Origin of the sequence: Arcticibacter eurypsychrophilus, assembly GCF_001730525.1 — a bacterium.
GTDB lineage: Bacteria > Bacteroidota > Bacteroidia > Sphingobacteriales > Sphingobacteriaceae > Arcticibacter > Arcticibacter eurypsychrophilus.
Genome location: NZ_MDFN01000005.1, coordinates 17,959 through 38,800 on the forward strand (window position 1 = coordinate 17,959; position 20,842 = coordinate 38,800).

Annotated in this window: 19 protein-coding genes; 10 read left to right on the plus strand and 9 right to left on the minus strand. The window is 38.5% G+C overall.

Annotated elements, in window-relative coordinates:
* Window positions 1-189: 189 nt before the first annotated feature.
* Entirely contained in the window at window positions 190-789 is a 600-nt protein-coding gene (locus tag BFL47_RS03985; RefSeq protein ID WP_069658518.1) for a TetR/AcrR family transcriptional regulator, read from the minus strand.
* Window positions 790-1,047: 258 nt separating this feature from the next.
* Between BFL47_RS03985 and BFL47_RS03990 the strand changes: the two genes are divergently transcribed.
* The 5 genes from BFL47_RS03990 to cysK all read left to right on the plus strand — a co-directional run bounded on the left by BFL47_RS03990 (window position 1,048) and on the right by cysK (window position 8,009).
* Window positions 1,048-1,695 (plus strand): OmpA family protein, encoded by a 648-nt coding sequence (locus BFL47_RS03990; protein WP_069658519.1) that lies wholly within the window; start codon window positions 1,048-1,050, stop codon window positions 1,693-1,695.
* A 31-nt stretch (window positions 1,696-1,726) separates the two neighbouring features.
* Complete coding sequence (locus tag BFL47_RS03995; protein ID WP_083256997.1) at window positions 1,727-2,551, plus strand: PRC-barrel domain-containing protein; 825 nt, start codon at window positions 1,727-1,729, stop codon at window positions 2,549-2,551.
* Between the two features lie 227 nt (window positions 2,552-2,778).
* A complete protein-coding gene (locus BFL47_RS04000) occupies window positions 2,779-5,637 on the plus strand; it encodes a M16 family metallopeptidase (RefSeq protein WP_069658521.1) in 2,859 nt (952 codons plus the stop codon).
* 225 nt (window positions 5,638-5,862) lie between these two features.
* Window positions 5,863-6,582, plus strand: a complete 720-nt coding sequence (locus BFL47_RS04005; RefSeq protein WP_245681300.1) for a DUF3826 domain-containing protein — start codon at window positions 5,863-5,865, stop codon at window positions 6,580-6,582.
* 515 nt (window positions 6,583-7,097) lie between these two features.
* Window positions 7,098-8,009, plus strand: a complete 912-nt coding sequence (cysK, locus tag BFL47_RS04010) for a cysteine synthase A (RefSeq protein WP_069658522.1) — start codon at window positions 7,098-7,100, stop codon at window positions 8,007-8,009.
* Here the strand turns inward: cysK and BFL47_RS04015 are convergent.
* The 3 genes from BFL47_RS04015 to BFL47_RS04025 all read right to left on the minus strand — a co-directional run bounded on the left by BFL47_RS04015 (window position 8,006) and on the right by BFL47_RS04025 (window position 10,231).
* Window positions 8,006-8,713 carry an LrgB family protein gene (locus BFL47_RS04015; protein ID WP_069658523.1) on the minus strand — a complete coding sequence of 236 codons (708 nt, stop codon included), beginning with the start codon at window positions 8,711-8,713 and terminating at the stop codon, window positions 8,006-8,008. The genes cysK and BFL47_RS04015 overlap by 4 nt on opposite strands.
* Entirely contained in the window at window positions 8,710-9,048 is a 339-nt protein-coding gene (locus BFL47_RS04020; RefSeq protein WP_069658524.1) for a CidA/LrgA family protein, read from the minus strand. Before BFL47_RS04020 ends, BFL47_RS04015 begins: the two co-directional genes overlap by 4 nt.
* Window positions 9,049-9,343: 295 nt before the next feature.
* Window positions 9,344-10,231: a hypothetical protein gene (locus BFL47_RS04025; protein WP_069658525.1), complete on the minus strand. Its 888-nt coding sequence runs from the start codon at window positions 10,229-10,231 to the stop codon at window positions 9,344-9,346.
* Window positions 10,232-10,360: 129 nt separating this feature from the next.
* Here BFL47_RS04025 and BFL47_RS20340 point away from each other — a divergent pair, with 129 nt between their 5' ends.
* The 3 genes from BFL47_RS20340 to BFL47_RS04035 all read left to right on the plus strand — a co-directional run bounded on the left by BFL47_RS20340 (window position 10,361) and on the right by BFL47_RS04035 (window position 14,638).
* Window positions 10,361-10,495 (plus strand): hypothetical protein, encoded by a 135-nt coding sequence (locus BFL47_RS20340; RefSeq protein WP_262482879.1) that lies wholly within the window; start codon window positions 10,361-10,363, stop codon window positions 10,493-10,495.
* A 179-nt stretch (window positions 10,496-10,674) separates the two neighbouring features.
* Window positions 10,675-13,125 carry a glutaminase family protein gene (locus tag BFL47_RS04030; RefSeq protein WP_069658526.1) on the plus strand — a complete coding sequence of 817 codons (2,451 nt, stop codon included), beginning with the start codon at window positions 10,675-10,677 and terminating at the stop codon, window positions 13,123-13,125.
* Window positions 13,126-13,474: 349 nt separating this feature from the next.
* Window positions 13,475-14,638, plus strand: a complete 1,164-nt coding sequence (locus BFL47_RS04035; protein ID WP_069658527.1) for a glycoside hydrolase family 88 protein — start codon at window positions 13,475-13,477, stop codon at window positions 14,636-14,638.
* 103 nt (window positions 14,639-14,741) lie between these two features.
* On the opposite strand, the gene metQ is transcribed toward BFL47_RS04035, so the two are convergent.
* From metQ to BFL47_RS04055, 4 genes are all read right to left on the minus strand, one after another.
* Window positions 14,742-15,566, minus strand: coding sequence for a methionine ABC transporter substrate-binding lipoprotein MetQ (gene metQ / locus BFL47_RS04040; protein WP_069658528.1), 825 nt, complete (start codon window positions 15,564-15,566; stop codon window positions 14,742-14,744).
* Window positions 15,567-15,579: 13 nt separating this feature from the next.
* On the minus strand, window positions 15,580-16,218 hold the full coding sequence (metI, locus tag BFL47_RS04045) for a methionine ABC transporter permease MetI (protein ID WP_449371653.1): 639 nt from the start codon (window positions 16,216-16,218) through the stop codon (window positions 15,580-15,582).
* A gap of 10 nt (window positions 16,219-16,228) precedes the next feature.
* Window positions 16,229-17,260 (minus strand): methionine ABC transporter ATP-binding protein MetN, encoded by a 1,032-nt coding sequence (gene metN, locus BFL47_RS04050; protein ID WP_069658530.1) that lies wholly within the window; start codon window positions 17,258-17,260, stop codon window positions 16,229-16,231.
* A 221-nt stretch (window positions 17,261-17,481) separates the two neighbouring features.
* Complete coding sequence (locus BFL47_RS04055) at window positions 17,482-17,700, minus strand: hypothetical protein (RefSeq protein ID WP_069658531.1); 219 nt, start codon at window positions 17,698-17,700, stop codon at window positions 17,482-17,484.
* Here BFL47_RS04055 and BFL47_RS04060 point away from each other — a divergent pair.
* Both BFL47_RS04060 and BFL47_RS04065 read left to right on the plus strand, forming a co-directional pair.
* A complete protein-coding gene (locus BFL47_RS04060; protein ID WP_069658532.1) occupies window positions 17,699-18,088 on the plus strand; it encodes a TlpA family protein disulfide reductase in 390 nt (129 codons plus the stop codon). The two genes, BFL47_RS04055 and BFL47_RS04060, sit on opposite strands and share 2 nt — an antisense overlap.
* Window positions 18,089-18,226: 138 nt before the next feature.
* Complete coding sequence (locus BFL47_RS04065; protein ID WP_069658533.1) at window positions 18,227-19,342, plus strand: acyltransferase family protein; 1,116 nt, start codon at window positions 18,227-18,229, stop codon at window positions 19,340-19,342.
* Window positions 19,343-19,667: 325 nt separating this feature from the next.
* Here BFL47_RS04065 and BFL47_RS04070 read toward each other — a convergent pair whose 3' ends face one another.
* Window positions 19,668-20,651 carry a S41 family peptidase gene (locus tag BFL47_RS04070; protein WP_170827262.1) on the minus strand — a complete coding sequence of 328 codons (984 nt, stop codon included), beginning with the start codon at window positions 20,649-20,651 and terminating at the stop codon, window positions 19,668-19,670.
* Between the last annotated feature and the right edge of the window lie 191 nt (window positions 20,652-20,842).

Here is a 20,842-nt window from a genome sequence, read left to right on the forward strand (position 1 = left end):
GTTTAGTAAATTTTTTTAATTATTGATGCTTACTTGATGGAAGAGAGTTTCTTAACGTGTGTATAACTACTTAACACTGTTAAGTGATGATGCAAAAAAAGGTTTATTGAATGGGAAACTCTTCTTCTTGAGTTTGAACTTATAGTGAATAGATAATTTAACAGTGTTAAGTACTCCATAAAAAAAATATTAGTCGTTTATTGATTTAATAATGCCCTTAATTGCATCTTTTAAAATGTGTTGATTCATTTCTTCGTTTGTCCCTTTTTGTACTAAATTAATTGAGATTAATCCATGAATGATAGACCAGAATGTATAGTATTTTCTGCATATTACTTCTTCAGATGGTGGATTTGAAGTCATTATCTCTGCGATTGAATCTTGAACCAGTTTCCTGATTTCTACAACCTCAGCTAGCATCGTCTTTGTTTCGCAACAGTTAGTATCCACACCAAACATCAACTTATATAATTGTTGATTTGTAAATGCGAAATTCCAGTAAGCGATCCACATTGCTTCAAGCTGTTTTTCTGCGGAGTTATGTTGAGCCTTTGCCGCTTTGAATTCCTGTAACAGTATTATATTCCCTTTGCGTGTCAACTCTAATAAAATACCTTCTTTATTGGAGAAGTATTCATAAATGATGGGAGCAGTGTATTCAATCTTATCTGCAATCTTTCGCATGCTCAAAGCTTGCCATCCGTCTTCATTTACAATTTCTAAGGCAGCTTCAAGAATATTGCATCGGGTGTCTTCCTTAAGTCTTTGAATTCTATCTTTACTAGCCATTTGAATGTACAGTGTAAATAATCTAACAGTGTTAAGCAAAAGTATTACTACATTTTGATATATCCATCAAAGTAATGTCAGTATTCGCATTTATTCAAAAGTAGAGGTATATTGAATAATCAACTTGACACGCAGCTCAGAATGCCTGTACACAGTTTTGTTTTTAATAAAACATTTTTATTAAATAGCTCTTTACATTTCGCAGGACATTCCTTTTAAAATGTGTCCAACCCTATTTAAAACTTAAACATTAAAAACATGGCAGAACTGAATGTTCAACCCAAGCGATCAAATTCAAGCTGGATCTGGATTGTACTTGCTCTGATTGCTTTGGCAATCTTATTCTTCTTCTTCAAAGGATGTGACAAGGAAAATGTGAAAGTCGGCCCTGGAGACTCTACTGCAATTACCAGTATGAATGACGCAAATGTATTGGCTACTACAGAACCCGATTGGGGCAGTGTGGACTTCAACGCACCTAAATCGTCTTATGATGAGGTAACCGACCAGGACATTTCAGTAAGTGGGAACGATGCATACACCATTTACACACTAGGGGAAAATGTTCTTTTTGCGACAGACCAGAATGCATTACAGGAAAGCGCGACCGCTAAGTTGAAACAAATAACGGCATCATTAGACAAACGCTTTAAAGGCGCGGCTATAGGGATTTATGGAAGCACAGATTCAACCGGAACGGCTGGACATAATAAGCAACTTGGAGCCGAAAGGGCAGAAGCAGTAAAGAGCTGGATGATAAAAAATGCTTCTATTCCGGAAGATAAAATATCAGTTCATTCTTTAGGCGAATCTAGACCAGTGAGCGACAATGCAAGCGCATTAGGAAGAAAACAAAATAGAAGTGTACAAATTGTAGTATTCGCGGGAAAGGCCGTAAATCAATAAATACGAATTATTAATACTCTAAAAAATAGAAATGATGGCTTTAGATGATCAAATAAATGGAAATAAGCATCTGATTGAATTGGGTGGAAGTGATTTTGAAATTGTAGACGGACAGCCTAATGTAATAAGCTGGAATGTGGTTAATGAACAAGGACAGAAGATTGGTGAGGTAGAGGAATTGCTCTTTGATCCGGAATCACGCAAAGTACGCTATCTGGTTGTAAATCTTGATGATCCAGGATCAAGTCTGCTTGACACTAAACCTGATGCGAAAAACGAAGGTCCTGTTTTAATTCCAATAGGACTTGCAGAGCTGCATGAACAGGATGACGAGGTAGTTTTGCCTCATGTCACTACAGACCAAATTTTTGCACTCCCTGCATATGAAAAGGGGAATGTGACGCCAATCACAGAATCGCTTATCAGAAGTATTCTGGCAGGAACGGCGGTTGGTGATGCATTGGCCTACAATGCAACCGACTTCTATACGCACGACCATTTCAACGAAGAAAATTTCTATGGCAACCGCAGGGTTCCTCAAGATAAGGAGACGATCCCTCTGGCACAAAGTTTTGACGACGAAGCCATCTCTTCAGAAAGAGGTTTTACCGAAACGCCAAGATCCAGTGATGCACTAGTAGATTCGGATTTTCAAGAAGGGGATATCAATAAAGAAACAATTGGAGATACATGGCAAACAGCAGATGAAAACCTGCTTAATGAAGATCCTTATAAAAATAAAACCATGTTTGGCACCATCAATGAGGATGAAGAGCAATCAAACCCTGATGATATCCGGTTAGATGATACAAAAAGAAGTGATAAAGATTCAAATCCGAAGATAGATCCCTTTTAATCATTTATTCTTTATGTAAAGTATATAGGCTGACCTGATAAGATCGGCTTTTTTTGTTTAATACTGACTTGATTCAATCGAAAACTTTAAAACGGTATATTTATTTTAGAATTTTATGGTTTGAATCTTTAAAATTCATTAAAATTATACTTTGAAATGTATTTGTGATTTAGCAACCTGGGTTTCCCTCTATAATTCAAATAACACTATACTAAATTTTATCTCTCATGCTTAAACGTTATAAATTAGCCTTATGTTTCCTCAGCATATTAACCTGTCAATCTCAGGTTCAAGCACAAAAGACACCGGCAAAAACTAAACTGGTCGAAAAGGTAGTTCGGAAAGGCGATGAACTGGTTATCCCATACGAGAAGTACCTCCTTCCCAATGGTCTAACCGTAGTCGTTCATGAAGATCATTCTGACCCCATCGTACATGTGGACGTAACCTATCATGTAGGCTCAGCACGTGAGGAAGTTGGAAAGTCAGGTTTTGCGCATTTTTTCGAACATATGATGTTTCAGGGATCAGATAACGTAGCGGACGAAGAACATTTTAAAATCGTTTCTGAAGCCGGTGGTGACTTAAATGGATCAACAAATCGCGACCGCACGAATTATTTTGAGACATTGCCAAGTAACCAACTCGAAACCGCTTTATGGTTAGAAGCAGACCGTATGGGCTTTTTAATGAATGCCGTTACCCAAAAGAAGTTTGAAATACAACGTGCTACAGTTAAAAACGAGCGTGGTCAAAACTACGACAACCGTCCCTACGGATTAGTATTTGAAAAAAACTCAGCAGCTTTATATCCTTACGGTCATCCATATTCCTGGACCACCATTGGCTATTTGAGAGACTTGAATCGCGGAAACGTACAAGACCTGAAAAACTTTTTCTTACGCTGGTACGGTCCTAATAACGCTACATTAACTGTTGGCGGGGACGTTACCCCAGCTCAGGTTGTCAAATTAGCAGAGAAATACTTCGGCCCCATCAATAAGGGCGTAGAAGTTAAAGATATGGAATTACCCGCTCCTGTATTAACTCAGGATAAGTATATTTCTTATGAAGACAATATCCGTTTTCCATTACTTCAAATGACCTTCCCTACGGTGCCAAACTTTCATCCTGATGAAGTTCCCTTAGATTTGTTGGCCGAAATACTAGGACAGGGTAAAAATTCAATCTTGTACAAAAATTTAGTGAAAAGCCAAAAAGCAGTTCAAGCCGGATCACAACACCCATGCACTGAATTGGCAGGTGAATTTAGCATTTCGGCCTTGCCGTTCCCTGGTCAGACCCTTGCTGAGATGGAGAAAATAATAAGAGAATCCTTACTTGAATTCGAAAAGACAGGTGTCTCAGAGGATGCGCTTACCCGTTTTAAGGTGTCTTATGAAGCCAATGAAATTAACCAGTTATCCAGTGTAGATGGTAAAACCTCTATTCTTGCCAATTACCAGGTTTTTACTGGCAACCCTAATTTCTTACCGAATGATCTGAAGCGTTATAAAGCGGTAACGCGCGAAGATGTGATGCGTGTTTATGCCAAATATATTAAAGGTAAACACGCTGTAATTTTAAGTGTAGTACCTAAAGGTAAATCTGCAGATGTTGCACATGCAGATAACTTCCAGGTCGATTCTTCCGGTTATACTCCTCCGAAGGATCAATATGCAGGTTTGAAATATGTAAAAGCGACTGATACATTCGACCGCAAGAAACGCCCTGGATCTGGTGCAAACCCCGTCATCAAAGTGCCTCCTTTCTGGAATGATAAGGCCGGAAATGGAATCAAAGTTATTGGTACTAAAAATGATGAAGTTCCAACGGTATCTATGCTGTTTTTAGTTAAAGGAGGTCATAAACTAGAAGCTAAAAACCCAGGTAAGGCAGGTATCGCCATGCTTACAGCTTCTATGTTGAATGAATCATCAAAAAAATACAGCTCCGAAGAATTGAGCAGCCAGTTGGATAAACTGGGTTCTTCTATTAATTTTAGTGCTGGTGCTGATCAGATGACCGTATCCATGCAGTCGCTAACCAAAAACCTGGATGCTACCCTTGCCCTGCTAGAGGAGCGGATGCTAAATCCACGGTTCGATTCAACAGATTTTGACCGATTGAAAAAGCAAACATTAGAGTCAATTGCCAACCAAAGCACTCAAGCATCGGTTGTAGCCGCCAATGTGTACAATAAAACAGTTTACGGTAATGACAATATTCTTTCTATCCCGGTTATTGGTACAACGGCAAGCGTAAGTACCCTAACATTGGATGATGTAAAGAACTTCTATCGCGACAACTTTTCACCCACTGTTACGAACCTCGTCATTGTAGGTGATATTGACCAAAGTACAATTATGCCAAAGTTAGGTTTCCTTTCAAAATGGGAAGCCAAACCGGTAGAAATGCCTGCAACACCGAAAGTAGCAAGTATTGAAAAAACAAAAATCTTTTTGGTGAACAAAGACAAAGCAGCACAATCTGAAATAAGGATCGGATACATCGCTTTACCTTTTGATGCAACAGGAGAATTCTATCGGGTAAATATCATGAACTACATCCTTGGAGGAGCCTTCAACAGCCGTATTAACCTGAACCTTCGCGAAGATAAGGGCTACACGTATGGTGCCGGTTCTTATTTCTCAGGCTCTGAATCTGCTGGTCCATATACCGCCTATGCCGGAGTTCGTTCTGATGTAACCGACAGCTCGATAGTCGAGTTCATGAAAGAAATTAAAAGTTTTGAAGAAACGGGCATCACCGATCAGGAATTAGCATTTGTAAAAAGTGCAATGGGTCAAAGTGATGCGCGTAAATATGAAACCGCATTTCAGAAAGCTGCATTTCTGAATAATATTATCAGGTATAACTTAGACCCTGGATTTGTGTCTCAGCAGAGTATCATTTTGCAGAGCATTACGAAGGATGAAGTGAATGCCTTATCCAAAAAATACCTTCCCATAGATAAAATGAGTATTGTCGTGGTGGGAGATAAAGCAACTATTAAACCGGGTTTAGAAAAACTAGGTTACGAAATAGTGGAGCTTGACTCTGATGGAAATTCGGTTAAAATTTAAAAAAATCCCCTCATTATAGTATGAGGGGATTTTTTTTTACTTCATGCCTAGGACAACATATTATAGTATATTGAAAACATGGTATAGCAATACCGGTTGCCGTTGCATTATCTTTGATCTGATCAATTAGTAACCTGAAATTTTTTCCTGAGTAAGTATGAGCAGGTTGATTTTGCTCAAAGCAGGAAAGTGGGAAAGGATGAACCCGGACCAATTATACAGATAATGATGAAAAGAACAATGCAAGTACAAATTCTTGGTATGGCTATTCTGGCTGTTACCCTATTTTCCTTTAATGCGCAAAGCCAGTCGGCTCCAGCCCAACAGACCACGATGACTGCTGATATACGTGCTAAATCAGATTTAGATCAGGAAAAGAAAGCTGCAGAATGGATTGCCGGCTTAGATTTAAATGATGCGGCAAAAGGAGCTCGACTAAAGGCAGCAGTGGTTGATCATTTGAAAACTATCCGCGATTGGCATAATGAACACCCATACACAACCGTTCCTGCAGGAATAAATCCGGCAACAGGTAATAAGCTTTCTGACCTCGATAGACAAGTAATTGCTAACTCAGTTATGCCAGTAACCGTTCATGAAAAGTTGATGAGTAGTCTACGTAAGGAATTAAGCGAAACGCAGGTTGAAGCCGTTATGGATCGGTTTACAGTCGGAAAAGTAGCTTTTACAATGGCCGGGTATAAAGCTATTGTTCCCAATTTAACTGCTGCAGAAGAGTATACAATTTTGAATTTCTTGAAACAGGCTCGCGAACAAGCTCTCGATTATAAGAATATGAATCAAATTTCAGCCATATTTGAGATCTATAAGACCAAGGCTGAACTATACCTTAATTCGAATGGTCGAAGCTGGAAACAGATGTATAAAGACTATACTAATAAGATTAAAGCCAAGAAAGCCGAAGAAGCTAAAAAGAGAGATTAGTTTCATTATACGATCAGTATATTCGTTTAGCTTGAGATGGAACTATACGTTCCTCATATTGCATTCTGAACAAGGGTAGTGAGTAGGCTAAATGTAGACAAATGTTTAATGATAGCAGTAAAAATGCAATATGAATCCAGTTTAAGTCCGACTTAAAGGTCATAAAGTGGGACTTAAGCTAGATTCATATTGCTTTCATTATACGTTCAATCACATGCAGGTCATAAAGAAAGCTGTGTCATTATGTCTACTTTTACGGCTTTTTACGAGTAAGAAATTAATTAATTTATGGTTTGTTGATTTTAAGATTTTGATTTTAAGATGATTAGATAATTTTAGGAACTACGAGCAGGAACTTATCATAAACCAAATTGGAATTTTTTGATAATGGAATACGTTTTACATGACGAACATCATCATTTCTCGCTTAACTAAAAGTATATCTTTGTTTTGGCTGATTTAATCGTCGTAATTTATATACTTCATATCATCCATTAGAATCTGAAAATAAATTTATGAAACATCAAAATATTTTAACCACAATAGGCAATACCCCTCATGTTCGCTTGAACAAACTTTTTGGAGGTACACAGCAAGTTTGGATCAAACTTGAAAAAAGCAATCCTGGTGGAAGTTTAAAGGACCGGATTGGATTGGCAATGATCGAAGACGCTGAAGAAAGAGGTATCCTTACCGAGGGAAGTGTTATCATTGAACCCACTTCAGGAAATACAGGGCTTGGCTTGGCTTTGGTAGCAGCAGTGAAAGGGTATAAATTGATCCTGGTTATGCCTGATTCAATGAGTGTTGAGCGTCGCAAACTGATGCAGGCTTATGGTGCAGAGTTTGTACTTACTCCTCGTGAAAAAGGAATGAAAGGTGCAATAGAAAAAGCAACAGAACTGGCTGCCTCAATTAAGGGTGCTTTTATCCCTCAGCAATTCCAAAATCCGGCTAACGTATCGGTACATAGCAGAACTACAGCTCAGGAAATAGTGACTGACTTTCCCGATGGTATTGATTATCTGATTACGGGTGTTGGTACTGGTGGACATATTACAGGTGTGGCCGAAGTATTAAAAGCTCATTTCCCTGCCATAAAAGTGTATGCAGTTGAACCAGTTCTTTCACCGGTATTAAGTGGTGGAAATTCAGGCCCCCATCCGCTACAGGGTATTGGAGCTGGCTTTATTCCCTCTATTATGAATATGGATATTCTTGATGGAGTGATTCAGGTGAATAAAGAAGAGGCATATGAGTACACACGTAGATTGGCCAAAGAAGAAGGAATTCTATCCGGTATTAGTACGGGCGCATCATTAGCGGCAGTTGCTAAAAAATCTGTTGAATTTCCAGAAGGAAGTATCATATTGACTTTTAACTATGATACGGGTGAACGTTATTTGTCTGTAGAAGATTTATTTTAAAATTTAATCCAGAAGCCCAATAATTCCAGAATATAAGGGGTTAGGATCGCTGTAAAAATACCATTAAGAATCAGTCCCAAACTGGAGAAAGCTCCAAAAGTAGGGCTGATTTCCATAGACTTTGATGTGCCTACGGCATGAGCAGCCGTGCCCATAGATAAACCTTGGGAAACGGGATTATTGATTCCAAATAACTTCATTATCGCATAGCCAAAGATAGATCCGAAGATTCCAACAACGATAACTACAGAAGCGGTGAGGGGTGGAATACCTCCGATTGCTTTTGAAACCTCTATTGCGATAGGCGTGGTGACGGATTTAGGTGCTAAAGACAAGATTACTTCATGAGGAGCTCCCATTGCTTTTGCGATTAGGACTACACTCACAATACCGGCAATACAGCCTGCTAGTTGAGACACAAAGATGTGTAATGTTTGCTTTCTTATTTTCTCTAGTTGCAGGTAGAGCGGTACTCCTAGAGAGACTACAGCAGGTTTAAGGAAAAAATCAATCAGTTTGCTTCCCTCGTGATACACTTCATAATTGATTTTCAGCAGAGATAAGAAAACAATGATGATTATGATGGAGACTAATATAGGGTTCAGTATGATCAGTTTCGTTTTCTTTTGCAGCCTTTGCGATAGGAAATAAACTAAAAAGGTAAAAGAGATGATGAATATGTGCCCTTCTAAGAATGCTTTCATAGCTTTTTACGAATAATCTGATGAACCCAGCCGGTTACAGCCAGAATAATGATAGTACTTCCGAAAGCGGCAACTACTATAGGAAGGAAGGAATCCCGGATTACATCGAGATAGAGCATGATTGCAACGCCTGAGGGTACGAAAAAGAAAGCAAGATTAGAGGATAAAAAGTCTGAAATTCCCTTTACCCACTTAATTTTTACCCAACCAATCTTCAGGAAGACTGTCAGTAAAATTAAACCAATAATGCTCGAGGGGAGTTTCAATCCGGTGACACTTACAATTAATTCGCCCAATGCCAGACAGCCGAATATTATTACGCATTGAATGATCATATCTATTTATTGAAGTTAAATTATAAAAGAAATTAAAGATCATTAATCCCTCATAATAATTATGAGGGTTGAAATAGGAGATTTTTCTTGTATTGGGTCAAAGTTACAACGTGGTTTACCTAAAAACAAGCTTTAATAAGTGATTCTAATCAAATATGATTTTTATTCCATTTAGTCAGAGGAGTACTAAATGGTCTGAGGATTTAAGTTAAAAAAAAACTATCCTGGTTGATTAGGATAGTTGAGGTTCTGAATGGTATCTTTTAGAAGTATTCCACGGTAAAAATTAAGGATGCTAATTTTTCTTTTTGTTGAGCAAAAGACCAACTTTTAAGCCTCCAGTGAATCCTATTCCGCTATCACCGGCGATATTTAATCCGAAATGATTGCCGTTGTAGCTATCATACGTGCTGTTATCTTCATTGTCTGCGCCATAGCCTATCCCTCCGTAAAGGTCTAAAAGAAAAGATTCCCCCAGGATCCATTGTTTACCCAGGTTAATAATAAATGCTCCGAATAATACCGTTTCCTTTTCCACAATCCTATTATTTGATTGGTCATAAAAGGAATTTTCTGCAGGAACTTGTGAATATCCTCCTAAAATAAGTTCTGGTTTTGCATAGGCGCCTTGTAGGATATGGCTATATTTATCTCCGTTTCGCACAAAGTTAGGGAGTTTAATAAACTTATAACCTGCACCAAGAAAAACACCTGCAGCTTTTCTGTAATACGTGTTTGATGTGGATATGCCATCCGAGTAATAGTTGTACTCTTCTGTTTTTTGACGTTTGCCAAGTCCGATAATTCCCATAGTGAGCTCATAGCTCCGTCCAGGCTTTAAATTCTGTTCATAGCTAAGTTGTGTGTACCCTATTAAAGGAGATAGGAAGTTCAACTTAATCGCTTTTTTAGCCTGACCCGTATAAAGAGAGGTGTCTTTTAAGCTATTTTGATAGGTCTCCTCTCTGCCATTGTGGTAAATTATTTTGGAAATCCGGTCTTTATCTACTGAATAAATAGGCCCATCCTGATCGGTAAATACTTTATACTTGATCTCAGACTCAGCAATTTCAATGACTTTTGCTTCCACTATATCTCCATTTTTCTTGTAAATTTTGTCCTGTGAAAAAGCATGAAAGGAGAACAGAAGACTAATAGTTAATAGGTAAATCGTTTTCTTCATATCTAATTGGTTAGGTTCGAATTTAAAATTGTATTCATACCGTTGAAGGTCTTGCGTGTGTTAAATTTCATGCTAAAGCTAAGGTAAAATAGAGAAATAATCCTATTCATTATAGAATTGAATTAAATAATGAAAGAGTATCTGTTATTGCCCGATCATGAGTATAAAATAAAAACAAGTACACTTCGAAGATTTTTCACCATTGAGGGAGGGATATTTCGTTTTCAGGTCAGCCTGGTCGTGGCAGGAAATAAGGGATTTTAAAGTCTTTCAGCTCAAGAGCATGCCTTAACTGCTCTGTAAGAATTCATTTCTATAAAAGTATGCGATTTCAAGATGTTTGCTTTAATTCATATGCACTCAAAATTGTGGCTGAAATAAATGCGGATAATTAAATAAAGTTCTTAATTTGCGAAACTATTTAATCGTTTTAGCAAACTAACATGAAAAGAATTATATTCCTAATTTGCTTTAGTTTTTCAGCTGTTTTCGGCCAGCAGCGTATGGCTCCCGCTTACCCATTGGTGGCGCATGATCCATATTTTAGCATTTGGTCGTCATCAGACAGCCTAAATACAGGTACTACAAAACACTGGACTGGTGCTAACCAGTCATTAACAGGTTTAATAGGTGTAGATGGGAAAATATACAGCTTTTTAGGAAAAACTGAAAAAGTATATAATTCTATTTTGCCCACTACGGATGAGCTTACACTTCCTTTAAGTTTTACAGAAGCTAAACCGGCGGATGGTTGGATGAAACCTGACTTTAACGATAAAGGATGGAAAACAGGAGCAGGATCTTTAGGCAGTGTGCCGGGGCAGGCTATAAGCTTGTGGCGCGGTGATGAAGTATGGATAAGAAGAACGTTTGTACTGGATCAGATTAGCAATAACCCACTATATCTTAAAATTCAGCATGATGATAATGCTACTGTATACCTGAATGGAAAAGAGATATACCATGTAAAGAAACTAGAAGAAAAATTTGTTTATATACCTCTTGACGAAGCCATAAGGAAGACCTTAAAAAAAGGAAAGAATGTATTGGCCGTTTATGCGGTGAATACTGGTGGTCCTTCCTATTTAGATGCAGGATTGGTTCAAGAGTCAGTAGGTAAAGATGTTTTTACGATTGTTGATGCACGACAAACAAGTATTAAGTTCAATGCTACTCAAACCATCTATCAGTTTACCTGTGGAAAGGTAGATTTAACCGTCACCTTTACTTCTCCTTTGTTAATGGATGATCTGGATTTACTTTCCAGACCTGTTTCCTATTTATCAACGAAAGTTGTAGCAAATGATGGTGGTATGCATGATGTCAAGTTATACTTTGGAGCTTCATCAACTATTGCTACACACAATGCTTTTCAACAGGTTGATGCTACGCATTATAGTGCAGACGAACTTTCGGTTTTAAAAGCAGGTACGGTTGACCAGCCTATGCTCATCAGAAAGGGGGATGATGTAAGGATTGACTGGGGTTATATGTATCTGGCTGTTCCTTCACAATATAAAAGTGTTCAAACAATTTCTGCATCTGCTGATGCCTTATATTCTGTATTTAATAAAACGTCGAATACTCCATCAGCAGTGAAAGGCAAAAAGCTGATGTTGAATACCATGATCCCTTTAGGCAAGGTTGGGAGTACAGCTAAAGAACAATTTATCATGCTGGGTTATGATGATTTGTATTCGGTTCAATACTTTAAAAATAATTTAAGGCCTTGGTGGCATACGGGTAATGAAACTATAGAACACCAATTGAGTTTAGCTGCGGATGAGTATCAATCGGTAATGCAAAAGTGCGCTGATTTTGATTTGAAACTATACGCTGATGCCCTGAAGAGTGGTGGTGATGCTTACGCGCAAATTTGTGTATTGGCTTATCGTCAAGCGATATCTGCTCATAAACTAGTAAAAAGTCCAGAGGGAGAAATATTATTTCTTTCAAAAGAGAATTTTAGTAATGGCTCAATTGGCACAGTAGATATTACGTATCCATCAGCACCCTTGTTCCTGATCTATAATCCTGATCTGGTAAAAGGAATGATGAATGGCATATTCTATTATAGTGAAAGCGGAAAGTGGACTAAACCTTATTCGTCGCACGATTTAGGTACTTATCCTTTAGCTAATGGGCAGGCGTATGGTGAAGATATGCCTATTGAGGAATCAGGCAATATGATCATTCTTGCTGCTGCAATTGCGCGCGTGGAAGGGAATGCTGATTATGCTAAGAAGCATTGGAAAACGCTTACGATCTGGGCGGAATATCTTAGTAAAGAAGGGTTTGATCCGGCTAATCAATTATCTACAGATGATTTTGCAGGTCACCTTGCAAGGAATGCAAATCTTTCTATTAAGGCAATTGTGGCTTTAGGTGGTTATGGTATGATGGCCAATATGTTGGGTGACCAGGCTACGGGAGCAAAGTATACGGTTATGGCTAAAGAGATGGCTAATAAATGGGTGCTATTGGCAGATGCAGGCGACCATTATGCCTTGACATTTGATGATAAAGATACCTGGAGTCAGAAATATAATATGGTATGGGACAAGGTGCTTATCCTTGGCCTTTTCCCTCATGAAGTGTATGATAAGGAGATCAAATTTTACTTAACGAAACAGTTGGAATATGGGCTTCCCTTAGATAGTCGTAAAACCTATACTAAATCGGATTGGATTACCTGGACGGCTACGCTTGCTTCTGATCAAAAGGACTTTGAAGCATTGATTGCACCTGTTTACAAGTATGTATTGGAGACGCCTGATCGTGTCCCTATGAGTGATTGGCATGAAACTACGAATGCCCTGCGTTTAAATTTTACAGCACGGAGTGTTGTGGGTGGATTTTATATAAAGATGCTGAATGATAAATTAAAGAAGTAGATAATATGAAGATGTTTAAATGCAAATTAAAGGATAGATGATCGTGTTAATTTCCAATTCCTCCTGCAGAAGCGTCGAGCTGGGATTTGAAAGCAATTGAGCAATCGGCAAGGGTTGTAGCAACAAAAGCTGCCGCATCGGGAAGAGTCATGGAAGGCGCAGGAGAAGATACCTACCTGTGATCTTTAATTGCCGGAGCCAGAGTAAGAGGCTTTCAAGGTAAAGGATTGGGTAATCTAGATGCAGTTATCGCTTGTGCTAAACATTTTTCAGCATATGGTGCTGCTACAGTTGCTGCCGCAATAAAAGATTTAAAAACCGTATTTTTAGACTTATAAACCCTTTAATTATGAAATACCCAATAGGCTTGCTACTGTTTCTTTTTGTTAATACTATTTATGCACAAAAAGTAAACGTTAAAAAGGAGTTCGTTTTTGCACAAAGGCAAACGGACTATATGCTGCAAGAGATTAAAAAAGCGGACCTGAAACCTGATCAGGTATCCCCACGCACATTTGCAGACGGTAAGTTGAAATTAGTCAACTCAAGAGATTGGACAAGTGGATTCTTTCCAGGCGAGCTCTGGTATCTGTATGAATATACAGGTGATAAGAAGTGGCTGGATAACGCTAAAGAATATACGCTAAAACTAGCTAAGGAGCAGTTTAATACCACCACCCACGATTTAGGTTTCATGATGTATTGCAGTTATGGGAATGGCTACCGTTTAACTCAGGATGAAGCATATAAAGATGTCATTATCCAGTCCGCCAAGTCATTATCCACCCGTTTTAACCCTAAAGTAGGTTTAATTCGTTCCTGGGATCAGCATAGCAATCAGTGGAAATATCCAGTTATTATTGATAACATGATGAATCTGGAACTTTTGTTTGAAGTAACCAAACTCACCGGAGACTCTTCTTTTTATAAATTAGCGGTTACTCATGCAAACACCACGATTAAAAATCATTTTAGGGCCGATTATAGCTCTTATCATGTAGTTGATTATGATCCTGAAACTGGTGAAGTACGTAAAAAGATGACCCATCAGGGTTACGCAGATGAATCTGCATGGGCTAGAGGACAAGCATGGGCTTTGTACGGATTTACATTATGTTTTAGGGAAACTGGAGACACTCTTTACTTGAATCAGGCCAAAAATATTGCAAACTTCATTCTGAATAATCCAAATCTTCCTAAAGACCTTGTGCCATATTGGGATTACAATGACCCTGCCATACCCAATACCTCTCGGGATGTATCAGCCGCGGCTATTACAGCCTCAGCTCTTTATGAATTAGCTGGTTATGCTAAGTTGCCGCTCTACAAAAAGAAAGCAGATATTATTTTAAGCAGCTTAAGTAAATCATACCATGCACCAGTTAATGGAAAAGGTGGTTTTATTCTGGATCATAGTACCGGACACCGTCCAGCCAAAAGTGAAATTGATGTGCCTATCAATTATGCCGATTATTACTACCTGGAAGCACTTTTAAGAAGTAAGAAAAAGTAATTAAATGTGTCAACCATGCCCTCAAACACTTGATGGCATGGTTGGATTTGCTATCCTTTAATAGCACTGATCTTTGTACAACTATATAGAACTTTAGGTAAACCTACCAACCTTTAATAGCGCCCCCTTTAAAAGCTTTTTCCGCAGCCTTTTCAACTTCTACAGACTGATAAGCCTTTACGAAATTCTTCACTTTTTCTTGATCCTTGTTATCTTCTCTGGAAACGATAATGTTGACATGAGGCGAATTTTTATCCTCTACAAACAACCCATCCCTATTAGCAACCAATCCCATTGGAGCTGCAAAAGTATTGTTGATCACCGCAATCGTCACATTCTGATCATCCAAAGCCCTTGGTAGTTGAGGTGCTTCCAACTCCAGAATCTTCAAATTCTTAGGGTTCTCAACAATGTCACTTACTGTCGTTAACAGATCCGCACCAGTCTTCAGCTTAATTAAGCCCGCCTTTTGCAACAAAAGCAATGCCCTTCCGCCATTTGTGGGGTCATTTGGAATAATGATCGTATTACCATCTTTAAGCTCGCTTACATTTTTAATCTTTTTAGAATAGCCAGCTAAGGGATAAACAAAAGTATTACCAACAATAACAAACTTATATCCCCGTTGTTTAGATTGAACATCCAGATAAGGCTTGGTTTGAAAAGCATTCACATCCAGATCACCTTGATGAAGCGCTTCGTTTGGCATCACATAGTCATTGAACTGGATCAATTCCACCTCTAAGCCAAACTTCTCTTTCGCCACTTTTTGTGCAGCCTGTGCAACCGTAAATTCTGGTCCTGATTCAACCCCCACCTTAATGTGGTTAGGGTCATTGGTTTTAGATCCACCACCACACCCAGTTACACTACCTAAACCAAAAGCGATTGAAAAAGCCGCTAGTATAACTTTAAATTTCTTTATCATAATTTCTTAAATTTTACTTTCTATGATCAACCTTCTTAGCAGACCATTCCCCTGCCTGTTGAATCAGAATAACCAATGTCACCAGCAAAACCAATACTGTATTCATCACCATTACATCATAACCCACATACCCGTATTGATAACCTATTTGTCCCAATCCACCAGCACCAACTGCACCGCCCATAGCAGAATACCCCACTAGCGTAATTAAAGTAATCGATGCACTATTAATGATAGAGGGAAGTGCTTCAGGCAATAAAACCTTCATTACGATCTGTTTTGGTGTAGCCCCCATTGCTCTGGCAGCCTCAATTAGTCCATGAGGAACTTCAATTAAACTATTCTCAATCATCCTGGCAATAAATGGAGCAGCCCCAATACTTAAGGGAACCAACGCAGCCAAAACCCCTATAGACGTTCCAACCAGCATTCGTGTGAACGGGATCATCCACACAATTAAAATTATAAAAGGAATGGACCTGAAGATATTGACGATAACAGATAAGGTACGGTTGACCGAACGATTTTCCAATACCTGATCCTTCCGGGTCATGAAAAGTAAAACCCCTGTAGGCAGGCCAATTACAAATCCAAAGAAACCGGATACCAAAGTCATCACAATCGTCTCTAATGTTCCTTTAATGATAATCATGATCATTGCTTCAGACATATCCCAGCACCTCCGCCTTAATGTGATGCATTATATAATAATCAGTAGCCTTTTTAATGTTTTGCTCCGATCCTGAAAGTTCAATTAACATTACGCCAAACCTTATTCCTCCTACATAATCCATCTGTGCGCTAACAATGTTATTGCTCACATCAAAAAGTCGTGTAACTTCTGATAAAGCAGGCAATGAGGTTGATTCTCCTGTAAATTCAAGCTTCAACAAGGGCCGATTCGACCCGTCGGAAGATGCACTTAAACGCTTCTGATATTCCGCCGGTATAGCAAAATGAATGGAGGAGGCAATGAACTGCCGCGTTAAGTCTGTTTTAGGATGAGAGAAAATCTCTCCAACCGTACCTTGCTCAATCAGTTTACCCTCACTTATAACGGCAACTTCGTCACAAATAGATTTCACTACATTCATTTCATGTGTAATCAGCAAAATCGTCATGTTGAAACGCTGATTGATATCTTTCAGTAAAGCCAAAATAGACTGTGTTGTTGCCGGATCTAGTGCACTTGTTGCTTCATCGCATAAAAGTACTTTGGGGTTGCTCGCCAGTGTGCGGGCAATAGCAACACGTTGCTTTTGTCCGCCGGATAAGTTTGCCGGATATTCATTTAACTTATCATCCAAACCCACTAAACTGAGCAGATCGGTTACTCTTTTTTTAATCTCCTCTTTTGGCGTATTACTCAGCTCCAGCGTGAAGGCTACATTTTCAAATACCGTTCTTGACGATAATAAATTAAAGTGTTGGAAAATCATGCCAATATTCCTTCTGGCTTGAGTAAGCTGTGCAGGCAGTAAATCCGTCAAGTTTTCTCCATCCACAATGACCTGACCTGATGTAGGTTGTTCGAGTAAATTGACACAGCGAATCAGCGTACTTTTTCCCGCACCTGAAGCACCTATTACCCCGAAGATTTTCCCTTCCGGTACATGCAGCGAAATATCGGATAAAGCCCTGATCGCATTATTTTTCTTATAAAAAACTTTAGTAATATTTTTTAACTCAATCATTAGACGTAGAGAAGATTATAAGACCAAACTTCATGATGATGATTGGTTTGGGAAATGAGTTTTATCATGTGGTTAAAGGTGTAGAATACAACAGGGACGTCTTCATTAGTGCAAAAGTAAATATTTTTTCAATACTCTATAGTTTTGATAGGTTTAATTAATGTCATAACATGTCTGTTTTTAATAGAAAACAACGGTTTAAACCTTATTCGATATAAGTATCAGATCACTTCCGCAATATGTTTGAAGTTCGATTTGATAATTGCAATCACCTCATCCACTTCTCCATTAAACATCATTTTCGTCATTGAGGTAGCAAAACCTTTCATCTGTGTAAAATCAGTTTTTGGAGGCATCGCTAAGGCATTCGGATCTGTCAGGATATTTACTAAAGCAGGTCCTTCAGTAATCTTATCCGTAGGTAATAAATTTCCATTCATGGAACTGTTGGATATTGACGGAAATAAAACTTCTGGGATTCAGGTTAAAAATAGCAAGTACACATTGATAGATTTCTGGTATACTAACTGTGGCCAATGTATTGCAAAATTCCCGGCTTTATCTACTGTATATGAAACCTATCACACTCAAGGATTTGAGATAGTAGGTATAGCTACTGATGCATTAAAATACAAAAAGGACCTTCCAATAACTATTGAAAAACATAAGCTTAAATGGTTGCAGTACTGGGATTTGAACGGTAAAGGTGCTACTGCATTATCTATACTAGCATTTCCTACCAATTATTTACTTAATGCTGAAGGCTATATTCTTGAAAAGAACATCAGTGCTGCTGAGTTAAATCTGTTTTTAAATAAAAATCTTTAATATCACATTCATTCATGGTAGTAGTATCAAATCAGATAGAACATGGAAATTTTCGAGTAGTTGTAGTGGAATTAGCATTCAGCCAGATAACTGAATGTTAGCTATTTTTTGCAAATTGCGATTTTTACAAACCATTACATGAGAACTGACCTAAATACTGAGCTGGCCACCAAGCCACACTACCCCATATTAGACGGCCTTCGCGGTGTCGCAGCCATAATTGTTGTAACATTTCACTTGGCAGAGCCATTAGCTACCGGTCATTTAGATATTCTTGTCAATCACGGTTATCTGGCCGTAGACTTTTTCTTTATATTGTCCGGCTTTGTGATCGGCTACGCCTATGACGACAGATGGCATAAAATGACGGTCGGCAATTTTTTCAAACGCCGTATCGAACGTCTTCAACCAATGGTGGTTTTGGGGATGACCCTTGGCGCTATCGGATTCTATTTTACGGATTCTACGCTATGGCCGCTCATTCATACTATTCCTATCTGTAAGATGCTGTTGGTGATGCTGATCGGTTATACTATTCTACCTGTACCATTATCGCTTGATATACGTGGCTGGGAAGAGATGCACCCCCTGAATAGCGTGGGATGGTCATTGTTCTTTGAATACATTGCCAACATTCTTTATGCGATCTGGATCAGGAAATTTTCCAAAACGGCATTAAGTATCTTAGTAGGCATCGCTGCTATCGCACTTGCACACCTGGCAATCACAAACGGCGATGTCAGTGGCGGCTGGACACTGAATGTGGAACAAGTACGCATTGGGCTAACCCGTACCATGTACCCTTTCTTTGCCGGTCTGTTACTTTCACGTATAGCGAAGCCGACACGAATTAAAAATGCCTTTCTATGGTGCAGCCTTTTAGTAGCTATGGTGCTTTATATGCCGCGCATTGGCGGCGCTGAGCATATTTGGATGAACGGGATCTATGAATCTGTTTGCATTATCATCGTTTTCCCGCTTATAGTATACCTTGGCGCCAGTGGCGTGATGCAAACTCAAAGAGAGACCAGGATATGCAAATTCTTAGGTGATATATCCTATCCGCTTTACCTGGTACATTACCCGCTGGTCTATTTTTACGTTGCCTGGATCGGCAATCACAAAGAGGTAACGATCGTACAGGCGTGGCCCTATGCGTTACTCATTTTAATAGGTGGGATCGTTTTGGCCTATGCCTCATTGAAATGGTATGATGAGCCGGTTCGTAAATGGTTACGGAAAAAGTTTGCGTAGGATCAGAATACGTCAATATGGTAGCCGAAAAGTAACTATTGGTATCCATTCAAAGTTCTTTTAGGATGGATACCATTTTTGACAATTTTTAGCGATCCAAGTAGACGAGCGATTCACGATTTGGTTTCAAGAAGTGTAATCATAAAATTATAGTATACAGGGGATAAGCATTAAATTAGACAATACTTGCTCGTCAGCGGAAACTCTAAAACACCTTTAAACTTATAATAACGAAGGTTAACCACAGTATTGACAAATAACTGGTGAGTATAGATTGAGGTAAAATATAGAATTTAGAAGCGACTAAGCAGAAATCTATGGTTCACTACTTTGACCTATCCATCTTTATTATATAGTCAATAGTTTGGTTAAGCCAGTTATCTGACTTAAGAAGTATATCTGGTTGAACACCCACACCTTCAATTGAGCGTCCGGCTTTTGTTGTGATTTGACAATTTGGTATAAACATCCAGAAAGCGGTACTGGAATCAGGAGATCGTTGGTCTGTAAATCTACCAGGGTTGCCAGCGCCAGCTGTTATTTTTCCTAAAATGGTTGCCCTTTTCATTTCGTTTGCTGTAAAGGCAAAATATTCGGCTGCTGAAAAGGTATTATCAGAAACCATAATATAAATAGGGATGTGGAAAAAAGTAGGGCCTTCAGTGTAATCAAAGACGACCTCGCTTTGATGCCAATTGGCTTCACCCGTACATTTTTTGATAAGAAGGGTTTGATAATCCTTTGATTCGTATAAAAATTGGTTGATAAAAGCGCTGCTAGCTCCATCTCCACCCGGGTTTTCAGTAATATCAATAATTAATTGCTTACAATCTGCTACTGAATCCAATGCAGCTCTAATTTTCTTAAACGCTTCTTCCCCTGCAATACAAGCATCCCACTTTAAATAGCCAATATTATTTTTCAGTATCATTATGCGGCTGATGCCTCCTGTAAATGGCAAAGGTTGCAAGGCTTCCTGATCACTTTCTGGTTTAATTTGGTAAGAAATAACGTTAAAATGTTTGTCGTGTGTTTCTTTTCTAAGCATTGTGGTAATCATCTGAGCCGCAACCTCAGCTGAAACGCCCTCAAATAGTTTTTCGCGTTCCATAATCCTTAGCTTTTCTGATAGGAAATGAGCTTTAATTTTAGCAAAATATTGCTGCTCTAAATTATTTCGCACTGCATTAATAAGCAGTGTAATATCCTGTTCTGTCGAATTTTCTTGATTTTTACTTGATGTGCAGGATGGTATACTAGTTATGATGACAAAGAGTAAGATAAGAATCGGTTTAATTTTATAGCGCATTAGTACGGAAATTGTATAAGGACATCTGATAATGAAAACTAAATAAAAATAATAATTATGCAACATTTTATCAATTTTTGACAGATAAGGTTACTTTTTATATTCAGTAAATCAGATATCTAAACAAAAGGTGAAAATCAAACTGTTTTTTTTAATGTAATTGCAATAACACATATGCAAGTACTAGGAAA